At 74.2% G+C, this 8,546-nt stretch carries 7 protein-coding genes and 1 pseudogene; 5 read left to right on the top strand and 3 right to left on the bottom strand.

Translation table 11 applies throughout. The annotated features are described in order from the left end of the window. Both PV721_RS37970 and PV721_RS37965 read left to right on the top strand, forming a co-directional pair. On the top strand, positions 1-2,556 hold a 2,556-nt coding region (locus PV721_RS37970; protein ID WP_319732587.1), incomplete at its 5' end, for a DEAD/DEAH box helicase. Then, complete coding sequence (locus tag PV721_RS37965) at positions 2,553-3,758, top strand: SWIM zinc finger family protein (protein ID WP_319732585.1); 1,206 nt, start codon at positions 2,553-2,555, stop codon at positions 3,756-3,758. The genes PV721_RS37970 and PV721_RS37965, both read left to right, overlap by 4 nt. Here PV721_RS37965 and PV721_RS37960 read toward each other — a convergent pair. Then, on the bottom strand, positions 3,739-4,287 hold the full coding sequence (locus tag PV721_RS37960) for a hypothetical protein (RefSeq protein WP_319732584.1): 549 nt from the start codon (positions 4,285-4,287) through the stop codon (positions 3,739-3,741). The two genes, PV721_RS37965 and PV721_RS37960, sit on opposite strands and share 20 nt — an antisense overlap. A 127-nt stretch (positions 4,288-4,414) precedes the next feature. Here PV721_RS37960 and PV721_RS37955 point away from each other — a divergent pair, with 127 nt between their 5' ends. Further along, the gene (locus PV721_RS37955; RefSeq protein ID WP_319732582.1) at positions 4,415-5,125 is read left to right on the top strand and encodes a chaplin; all 711 of its coding nucleotides are present in this window, start codon (positions 4,415-4,417) and stop codon (positions 5,123-5,125) included. Here the strand turns inward: PV721_RS37955 and PV721_RS37950 are convergent. Further along, positions 5,118-5,804 (bottom strand): DUF2293 domain-containing protein, encoded by a 687-nt coding sequence (locus PV721_RS37950; protein ID WP_416371267.1) that lies wholly within the window; start codon positions 5,802-5,804, stop codon positions 5,118-5,120. The genes PV721_RS37955 and PV721_RS37950 overlap by 8 nt on opposite strands. A gap of 108 nt (positions 5,805-5,912) precedes the next feature. On the opposite strand from PV721_RS37950, the gene PV721_RS37945 reads away from it, so the two are divergent. Further along, positions 5,913-6,317, top strand: coding sequence for a cupin domain-containing protein (locus PV721_RS37945; protein ID WP_319732578.1), 405 nt, complete (start codon positions 5,913-5,915; stop codon positions 6,315-6,317). Here the strand turns inward: PV721_RS37945 and PV721_RS37940 are convergent. Continuing rightward, positions 6,270-7,724, bottom strand: coding sequence for a WGR domain-containing protein (locus PV721_RS37940; RefSeq protein ID WP_319732577.1), 1,455 nt, complete (start codon positions 7,722-7,724; stop codon positions 6,270-6,272). The two genes, PV721_RS37945 and PV721_RS37940, sit on opposite strands and share 48 nt — an antisense overlap. Before the next feature lie 93 nt (positions 7,725-7,817). On the opposite strand from PV721_RS37940, the pseudogene PV721_RS37935 reads away from it, so the two are divergent. After that, a pseudogene (locus tag PV721_RS37935) lies at positions 7,818-8,453 on the top strand (uridine kinase); the annotation flags it as partial. Positions 8,454-8,546 lie beyond the last annotated feature (93 nt).

The following is an 8,546-nucleotide window of genomic DNA, read 5'->3' as shown; positions in this document are numbered from 1 at the left end:
TGGGGGACCGCCGCCACGCAGGCGCTCACCCTGGCCGCCCGCGGCCGGCTGCTCCCCGGGCTCACCCCCGAGGGGGTGGACGCCTGGCGTGCCGGCCCGCTCGACGCCGCCGACATCGACCACCTGCGCGCAGTCGCCGCGGCCCTGCCGCACGAGGGGTACGCGACCCCCCTCCCCGGCCGCCGTCCGCTCCAGCTGCCCGAACCGGAGGCGCTGGTCCGCGCGTTCCTCGACGCCGTCGCCGACAGCCTGCCCCGTACCCCGGCCGCGGCCGTGGCCGCCGGGCGGCCGTTCGCCGCGCGGGAGGCGCAGCGGGTGCCGGGCATACAGGACTGGGCCGCGCAGGTCGCGGCCGGAGCCGACGCCGGGGTCGGCGTCTCGCTGCGCCTCGACCTGTCCTCCTTCCGCCTCTTCGACGAGGCCGAGGGCGAGGACGTCCGGCGTGCCGGGGCCGCCGTCGTCCAGGTGCACAGCCTCGCCGATCCGACCCTGGTCACCGATGCCGGGCAGTTGTGGGCGGGCACGGCGGCGGCCGGGTTCGGCCCCCGCGCCCGGATCGACGCCGTGCTCGCGCTGCGCCGGGCCGCGCGGGTCTGGCCGCCCCTGCTGCGGCTGCTGGACCAGCCCGTGCCCGATTCCCTCGCCCTGTCCGACCCGGAGCTCGAGGACCTGCTGGGGGTGGCCGCGAGCCGGCTGGCGGCCGCCGGGGTCCTGGTCCACTGGCCGCGCGAGCTGGCCCGTACGCTGTCGGCGACCGCCGTCGTACGGTCCACCGCGCCCGGTTCCGCGACCGACGGCACCGCCTTCTTCGACGCCGAGCACCTCTTCGCCTTCTCCTGGGAACTGGCGCTGGGCGGTGACCGGCTGACCCCGGGGGAGATGGACGCGCTGGCACAGGCCCACCGGCCCGTCGTACGGCTGCGGGACCAGTGGGTGCGGGTGGACCCGGAGCTGGTCCGCAAGGCGCGCAAGCGGGAACTGGGCGTGCTGGACCCGGTGGACGCGCTGGCCGCCGCGCTCTCGGGAACGGCGGAGGTCGACGGCGAGCCGGTCGAGGCCGTGCCGGTGGGGGCACTGGCCGCCCTGCGGGAGCGGCTGACGGGGGAGCTGGCCCCGCTCCCGCAGCCCGCCGCGCTCAAGGCCACCCTGCGCGACTACCAGGCCCGCGGCCTGGCCTGGCTGGACCTGATGACCTCCCTCGGTCTCGGCGGCTGCCTCGCCGACGACATGGGCCTCGGCAAGACCGTCACCCTGATCGCGCTGCACCTGCACCGGGACCGGCCCGAGCCGACGCTCGTGGTGTGCCCCGCGTCCCTCCTGGGCAACTGGCAGCGGGAGATCGAGAAGTTCGCCCCCGGCACGCCCGTGCGCCGCTTCCACGGCGGCGGCCGCAGCATCGAGGACCTGACGTCCTGCGAGGGCGGGTTCGTGCTCACCACGTACGGCACGATGCGCGCCAGCGCCGACCTGCTGGCACAGCAGCGGTGGGGCATGGTCGTCGCCGATGAGGCGCAGCACGTCAAGAACCCGCATTCGGCGACCGCGAAGGCGCTGCGCACGGTGCCGGCACCGGCCCGGGTGGCGCTGACCGGCACCCCCGTGGAGAACAACCTCTCCGAGCTGTGGGCGCTGCTCGACTGGACCACGCCGGGGCTGCTGGGGCCGCTCACCGCCTTCCGGGCCCGCCACGCCCGCCCGGTGGAACACCAGACGGAGGAGGACGGCGGCAACGAGGCGGCGGTCGCCCGGCTGTCCGCGCTCGTCCGGCCGTTCCTGCTGCGCCGCAAGAAGTCCGACCCCGGCATCGCGCCCGAGCTGCCGCCGAAGACGGAGACCGACCACCCCGTCTCCCTCACCCGGGAGCAGGCCTCGCTCTACCAGGCCGCGGTGGAGGAGGCGATGGCCGTGATCGAGTCGAGCGAGGGCATGGAACGACGCGGCATGATCATGAAGCTGCTGGCCTCGCTCAAGCAGATCTGCAACCACCCGGCGCAGTACCTCAAGGAGGAGCAGCCGAGGATCGCGCACCGCTCGGGCAAGCTCGCCCTGCTGGACGAGCTGCTGGACACGATCCTGGCGGAGGGCGGCTCGGTGCTGGTCTTCACCCAGTACGTGACGATGGCCCGCCTGATCGAACGGCACCTGTCGGCCCGGGGGATCTCCCACCAACTGCTGCACGGGGGGACTCCGGTGCCGCGCCGGGAGGAGCTCGTCGACCGTTTCCAGGCGGGCGAGGTCCCCGTCTTCCTGCTGTCCCTGAAGGCGGCGGGCACGGGGCTGAACCTCACCCGGGCCGGCCACGTCATCCACTTCGACCGCTGGTGGAACCCGGCCGTCGAGGAACAGGCCACCGACCGTGCCTACCGCATCGGCCAGACCCAGCCCGTACAGGTCCACCGGATCATCGCCGAAGGCACCGTCGAGGACCGCATCGCCGAGATGCTGGAGGCGAAGCGGGCCCTGGCCGACGCCGTCCTCGGCTCGGGCGAGTCGGCGCTGACCGAGCTGACCGACCGCGAGCTGGCCGATCTCGTCTCCCTGCGGAGGCCCGCATGATCACCGCGCGGGACGACCGCCGCCGCACCTTCGAGACCGTGCCCGCCGGGGCGGCGGCGGTGAGCTGGTGGGGCCGGGCCTGGGTGACGGCGCTGGAGGAGGTCTCCCACGACAGCGCCCGCCTGGCACGCGGCCGTGCGTACGCCGCGGAGGGGCACGTCGACGCGGTGACCGTCACGCCCGGCCGGATCGTGGCGTACGTCCGGGGCAGCCGGCCCCGCCCGTACCGCACCGAGCTGACCCTGCCCGCCTTCGCGGACGAGGAGTGGAACGAGCTCCTGGAGGCGGTCGCGGCCGACCCCGCGGCACTCGCCGCGCTGCTGGAGCGGGAGGTTCCGCAGTCGCTGGCGCAGAGCGTCCTGCCCGGAGCGGGCGAGCTCGTCCCGCACTGCTCCTGCCCGGACTTCGGACGTCCGCCGTGCAAGCACGCGGCGGCCCTCTGCTACCGGGCGGCCCGCCTCCTCGACGAGGACCCCTTCGTCCTGCTGCTCCTGCGCGGCCGGGGGGAGCGGGAGCTCCTGGAGGAGCTCACCCGCCGCAACGCCGCCCACGCCGCGCGCGAACAGCCCGACACGGCACCGGACTTCCCCGGGGTCCCGGCTCGGTCCGCACTCGCCCGCACCAGCCTTCCGCTGCTGCCCGCACCGCTTCCGGTCCCCGCCGCCACGGGGCTCCCGCCCGCCTACCCGGCCGATCCGGCGGCCCCGGACCCGCTGGCCCTCGACCAGCTCGCCTGCGACGCGGCCGCCCGCGCACTCTCCCTCCTCACGACCGGCGAGGACCCGATCGCCGGGCTCGGCCTCTGGCAGGACGCCGTCCGGCTGGCGTCCGCGCACCCGACGGCCGGGCTCACCGGCGCGGCCCGCACCCTCTACCGCGACCTGGCCCGCGCCACCGGCCGAACCACCACCGACCTGGCCCGGGCCGCCGCCGCGTGGCGCCAGGGCGGCAGCCCTGCACTGGCCGCGCTCGAAGAGCCCTGGGACCCGCCGGCGGGCCCCTTCGACCGGGCCCGCCCGCTGCTGCTGGCCGCCGCGCAGGGATCCTTCCGCCCCGACCGCAACCGTCTCACCAGCCGCACCCGCCAGCTCCGCCTGGGCCGTGACGCCCTCTGGTACGCCTACGAGTCCCGCCCGGACGACGAGGACTGGTGGCCCACGGGCCACCCCTCGCCGGACCCGGTCACCGCTCTGCTGGGCTGAGCCCGGCGGCCCAGCGGGTCAAGGTGGTGAAGTCGCGGTCGCGCAGTCCGTGGCGGGGGTGGATGCGCAGGAGGAGGGCCGGGGCCGGGTAGTGGGCGGCGACCCAGGCGCGGTCGCGGGGGTTGATCATGTCGTCGACCCAGGCGAAGGGCCGGCCCGCCGCCCAGTCGAGGAGGTGGCGGGTCTTCCAGGAGAGGCCGTCGGGGTCCTCGACAAACAGTTCCGGCCATTCGACGACGGACAGGTCTCCGGGCAGTCCGATGTGCGGGGCGATCAGCGTGTTGGCCTGGTGCGTCCAGGCGGTGGCCCAGGCGAGCTCGAAGGGCAGGGCCAGCAGCCGGGCCCCGTGGGACGGGTGGAGGCGGACCCGCGCGCCGCGCCGGGCGCTGCGCGACTCCGGGTCGCGGTAGGAGAGCCAGACGTCGGGCCGCATCCGGTGGCTCCGGTAGCCGCGCAGACCGGCGAGGGGCGAACGGAAGGGGTTGAGCGGTCCGTCCACGTCGAGGAGGAGCAGCGGGCGATCAGTCATGAACTAGGGACTACCCAGTACACGATGGAGTGAAATGCTTACCCGCTCTATAACCCGAATGGGTTTACCGCGTTATCTCCGGTGCGGGTGAAGCGCCCGCTGACTCCTCCGGAAGGCAGGGAAACTGATGCGTCACAGTCGTCGGAATGGCGTGATCGCGGCGGTGGTTGCGGGAGGCGGGCTGGCGGTCGCGGGCGTGAGCGGATTCGCCTACGCCGATGCGGACGCGGGCGGGCGGGCCGAGCGCTCGCCGGGGCTGCTGTCCGGGAACCTGGTGCAACTGCCGGTGCACGTCCCGGTCAACGTCTGCGGGAACACCGTGAGCGTGGTCGGGGTGCTCAACCCGGCCGCCGGGAACCGCTGTACCAACGAGACGGCGGGAGGCGGTGGCGGGCATTCCGGGCCGGGGTCCTCGCATCCGGCGAAACCGGGAGCCGGAAACGGTGGAGGGGCCGTGGCAGAAGGGCGCGGAAAGGATTCCCCGGGGGTGCTGTCCGGCAACGGCCTGCAGCTTCCCGTCGAGCTTCCGCTGAACCTCAGCGGCAACTCCGTGAACGTGGTCGGCGTCGGCAACTCCTCGCACGGCAACACCTCCGTCAACGGCGAGGAGCCCACCGGTGGCAAGCCCGCCCAGCCGCCCGTCGTCCAGCCGCCTGTCGTCCAGCCGCCCGTCGTCGAAACGCCCGTCGCCGAACGGCCGGTCACCCCGCCCGCACCGCCGCGGCACACCGAGGCCCTCGCCCGCACCGGGGCCGACGGCCTCGGATACCTGCTGCCCGGCAGCGGAGCGCTCCTGCTCGGCGGTGTCCTCCTCTACCGCCGCTTCCGCCTCAACTAGGCACGGAGCGCCACCCGTCCAGGATGGCGTCGATCCGAGCGGCCAGCCGGGCCCGGGCCGCGAACCGGGGGACGCCCGCCATCAGCAGGGCGTCGTACTCGGTGTCGGTGTGGCGCACCGCCGCCCGTACCGCGACCGAGACCGCCAACTCGTCCAGGGCCCGGCCGGCCGCGGTGCGGCCCACCCGGCCGCTGCCGCGCACCGAGGCGTGCGTGGCGATCGCCACCGCCCGGTCGGCCGGACATCCGGGGAACAGCCGCACTATCTCGGCGGCGAAAGCGGCCGTGAACCGGGTGTCCTCGGCCGCGCGGCGCAGCCGGTCGCGCTCGCGGCGGCGCGCCCGTGCCTCGGAGTCCGCGAGACAGGCGCGCTCCGCGCGGGCGAGGGCGGCCTCCTCGACGAGGAGTCCCTGGCGCTCGTACCGACGGCGCCGCTTGTTGAAGCGGACGACCACGGCGGAGAGCGAACTGGCCTCGCGGGAACGGCGGGTGAGCGCGGCGTCCCCGCGCGGGAGATAGACGAGGTGCCCGAGATCCGCGCAGTCCAGGCAGCGCGGCACGCCCGCCTCGCGTACGAGGTGCCGGAGCGGGCCCTGCCGGCACTCGGCGCAGTGGATCTGCTTCAGAGACTCGAACACCACCAGGCTCATACAGGGGTGATACCGCCGTAGGCGCCCCATATCACCTGGTGAGGACGGTCGGTTGATGTTTCATCAACTCTTCCTGGATAAAGCAACCCCTTCTACGGTGGGGCCGTGGGCCGGGGGCCGGTCCACGGAGGAGGACACATGGGTGGACGACAGGCGACGACGGCACCGCCGGGCAGGGCACGTGGTGCCGGGACCCCGTCGGGCCGGAAGATCGTCATCCCGCCCGGCGGCTGCACCGGCTGGCACTTCCACCGGGTACGGCTGGACGCGGTGGTGCTGGCGGGAACCCTGACCCGGGTCCTGCACGACCGCACCGTCGAGGTGCACCGGGCCGGAACCACCTTCGTGGAACCCGCGGGCATCGGGCACATCCACCTGGGCCACAACCTCGGCACCGAGCCGGTCGTGCTCTACGTGACCCCCGCGCTCCCGGAGGGGACCCCCTTCGCGATACCCACCCCGGCCCCGGCCGGGGCCACGCCGGCGGCCTGCCGCTCACACAAGCCGACGTATCTCTCCGCGGACCCGGTAGAAGCCCCCTGAGGCGGCGTGCAGTCCCTCGACCACGTACCGGGCGCCCGGCTCCCGTATCCCGCGCGGGAACTGCACGTTCCACGAGGGCTCGAAGCCGTCCGACACCACCTGCACCCGCACCCGGCCGCCCTGCTGGACGCACTCCACCACCACACCGCCGGCCGGCGCAGCGGCCACCGCGGCCATCGAAACCGTCGCCACCGCCGAGGCCGAGGCGGCCGGGGTGAACACCGGCAGCGCCGCCGCCGACTTCACGTCCACCGGCGCCGGCACCGAGCCCTGCTGGGCCGACGCGATCGCCTGCTCGCTCGCATCCACGCAGACCAGCGAACCGTCCGTGGTGACCAGGTACAGCCGCCCGTCCAGGTACTGCATGGACAGGGCCGACCCGCTGCCCGTGCCCAGCTTCCACAGCCGCTGCCCGTCGGCGTCGAAGCAGTACACCGAGGAGGAGAGGTCACCCGCGAAGACGTGCCTTCCGTCCGGCGAGGTCGCGCACGAGTACACCGCCGCGTCGCACCGGTAGGTGGCCTCCACCGCGCCCGTCGCCTTCGACAGCCGCTGCACGGTGTTCCGCCCGGTGCCCGCGTACACCGCGTGGTCCTCCTGCCAGCCGAACAGCACCGAGCCGTTGGTCGCGGTGTGCCACAGCTCCCGGCCGCCGTCCGGCGCGTACGCCGTCACCCCCTTGCTGTGCCCGTGGTAGACGGCGTCCGCGTCCGCCCGGACCATCCACGCGTTGGAACCGGCCGAGCGCCTCGACCACTGGAACTCGTCCTCGTGGTCGATGACCGTCAGCCCGCCGTTGCGGTCGGAGACGTTCAGGACGCCCTCGCGGATGTCGAGCCAGAAGATGTCCACGTCCTCCGCGATGTCGTACGCCCCGAAGGGAACCTTCGACGACAGGTCGTACACCGTGCCGTCGTCGCAGCCCGCGTATATCCAGAACTCGTCCGCCACCAGGCACTTCACGCCGTCCGGCAGCGCATACCGGGCCAGCACCTCACCGCCGTGGCTCAGCGTGTAGACGTCACCGGCCTGGTTGCCGACCCAGCAGCGGTCCTCGTCCACGTGGATCCCGAAAGCCGAGGAGCCGGTGCGGAAGCGCCACAGCACCGGGGCCACCGCACGCGCCGTCGACGGAGCCGAGGTCACCTGGCGGCGGGTCACCGACCGGGCCGCGCGCTGCCCCTGCACGGCCGGGGCGTACCCCTTGCGGACCTTCTCGCCGATCTTCTTCGCGGCGGCCGCCCGGGCCTTCTCGGCGGTCGGGAACGAGGAGCTCTGCAACTGGCCGTCCGCGCCGATGCGTCCGTACCGCACGGAGACGGCCGTGCCGTCCACGGTCACCTCGTAGAACTTGTGCGCTCCGTCGCCGTCCTGCGACAGCTCCAGATACGTCGTCTCCCGAGCCATGACAAATCCCTCCCCGAAGGCCGGGCCGCCGGCTCCGTTTCCGCCGGTGATCCCTCGTGAAAAACGCTAAGGCCGACCACTGACAATGGGCCGGTGAAGTGGGAAGCGATCACATGGCAGCGGATGGCCGAGCGGCTCGCCGGTCACCTGGACGACCCTGACAACCTGCCGGAGCAGGGCAGTTGGCAGCGGGTGGGCATCGACGGAGCGCCGGCCGCCGGGACCGGGGTGCTGGCGGAGGAGCTCGCGCAAGCGCTGCGCAGGCGTGGACGTGCGGTGATGGTGGTGGCGACCGACGGATTCCTGCGGCCCGCCTCCCTCCGCTTCGAGTACGGCCGGCAGGACGTGGACGCGTACCTCGACGGCTGGTACGACACGGCCGCGCTCTGGCGGGAGGTGTTCGGCCCGACGGATCCCGGCGGGACCGGGCGGGTGCTCCCGGACCTGTGGGACCCGGTGACCGACCGGGCGACGCGCAGCCCGTACGCGGAACTCCCGCCCGGCGGGGTGCTGCTGGTGCACGGTCCGCTGCTGCTGGGGCGGTGGTTCCCCTTCGACCTGAGCGTCCACATCCGGCTGTCGCAGGGGGCGCTGGGTCGGCGGACGGAGGAGTCGGCGCGGTGGACGGTGGCGGCGTTCGCGCGGTACGAGGCGGAGGTGGACCCGGGTGCCGTCGCGGATGTGGTGGTGCGGGCCGATGATTCCAGGCATCCCGCCTGGACGGGGGTCCGGGGCGGAGACCCGATCTTTCGGCCCCGCCGGGCACTCCAGCCGCGCCGGCCCGTTCCAGCCCCGCCGGCGTTCGAGGCGCGGGGGCACGGG

Origin of the sequence: Streptomyces sp. MB09-01, from assembly GCF_033794505.1 — a bacterium.
In the GTDB taxonomy this organism is placed as follows: Bacteria; Actinomycetota; Actinomycetes; order Streptomycetales; family Streptomycetaceae; genus Streptomyces.
The sequence above is the reverse complement of the archived record's forward strand: the minus strand, read 5'-3'. Positions and strand labels throughout refer to the sequence as shown.